Annotated in this window: 1 protein-coding gene and 1 pseudogene; both read left to right on the forward strand. The window is 59.1% G+C overall.

The genetic code is table 11. The features are described 5' to 3' along the window. Nucleotides 1–159: 159 nt before the first annotated feature. A pseudogene (locus J7360_RS20485) lies at nucleotides 160–281 on the forward strand (IS3 family transposase); the annotation flags it as partial. A gap of 120 nt (nucleotides 282–401) precedes the next feature. Continuing rightward, nucleotides 402–1115 (forward strand): XopE/AvrPphe family type III secretion system effector (gene xopE / locus J7360_RS20490; RefSeq protein ID WP_209034677.1); only part of this gene is annotated, 714 nt, incomplete at its 3' end.

Here is a 1115-nt window from a genome sequence, read left to right on the forward strand (position 1 = left end):
CGTCGGCGACATCGCAGAATGGGGATGTAAGCCGGGACCCCAGAAAATTCCGTCACCCCTCACCCCAATTCCAACCCCGCCACGAGCGCATCCAGATCGATCAAGTTGCCGTTACTTTGGAAGGTGTAGTGCCCGTTCAGCTGGATGTGTCGCCACGCCGCCGCTCGCGCCGAGGTATTCGACTACATCGAGATGTTCTACAACCTCAACTGCCGCCACGGTTCAACTGGCGACCTGTCCCATGTAGAGTTGAACGGCGCTACGCGCAACGAGGGTCTTGAGTGTCTCCGGAACCCTAGGCGTATCACCTTTCGCGCTCCCAAACATGACTTCGGTGAACCAACGACATTCAGAGAGCTCTTTGCAAGACTTGATTCTGAGGTCACTGTCGGAGATCAAAAATGGGTCTATGCGTTTCAAAGCCGAGCGTGGCAGGTTCACCCGACCACTATGCAAGTCACGCCACAGAGCAGACCACGCCCTCTACGCCTTCATCCTCCGAGGCGCCCATCTCACCCAGCCTGCATGGCTTGGTGGCACTCGGCTCTTCGGGAACGAGGCGGGGGCGCTTCCGGCAGCCAACCCTACAACCGCACGAAGTTCAGCAGGCGGCCTACCAGCTTGGTATGCGACTCAACGGCAGACCCATCGAAGACGCGAGCCACCGTCAACGCCTTGCCGATGCTACAGAGACGGTGCACGAGACACGACTCGCCTTGCACCGTGGGCGAGGCAATGTCGATAGCGATCTGCGGCTCAGCAACGGACGGAGCGCCACTTATAGCTCCCTGTCTTACTGTCTCGGTGAAAATGACGAAAGTTTACTGGCAGGCAGTGCGCTGGCTGCGGGGGCAGGCAACTGTGATCACAATGCAGCGATTAACGCACGTCGGCATGCAGTCCGCATGGAGAATGGCGGGCAGATGATGACCGTACGCGACTACGACCAGACCCACCTCTACGCGCTCTACCGGCCCCCAGGCTCGGCAGAGGCGGAAGAATCCACTGTAGTCCTCGACTCGTGGGCCGACGGTCCGGCCGTTCTACTAAGGGATTCGCACTGGGCCGAAACGTACGGAACATCCACCAATGTAGTTGAACGCTTCGACAAGCCT

It is taken from the genome of Xanthomonas sp. D-99 (genome assembly GCF_017746145.1).
In the GTDB taxonomy this organism is placed as follows: domain Bacteria; phylum Pseudomonadota; class Gammaproteobacteria; order Xanthomonadales; family Xanthomonadaceae; genus Xanthomonas; species Xanthomonas cissicola.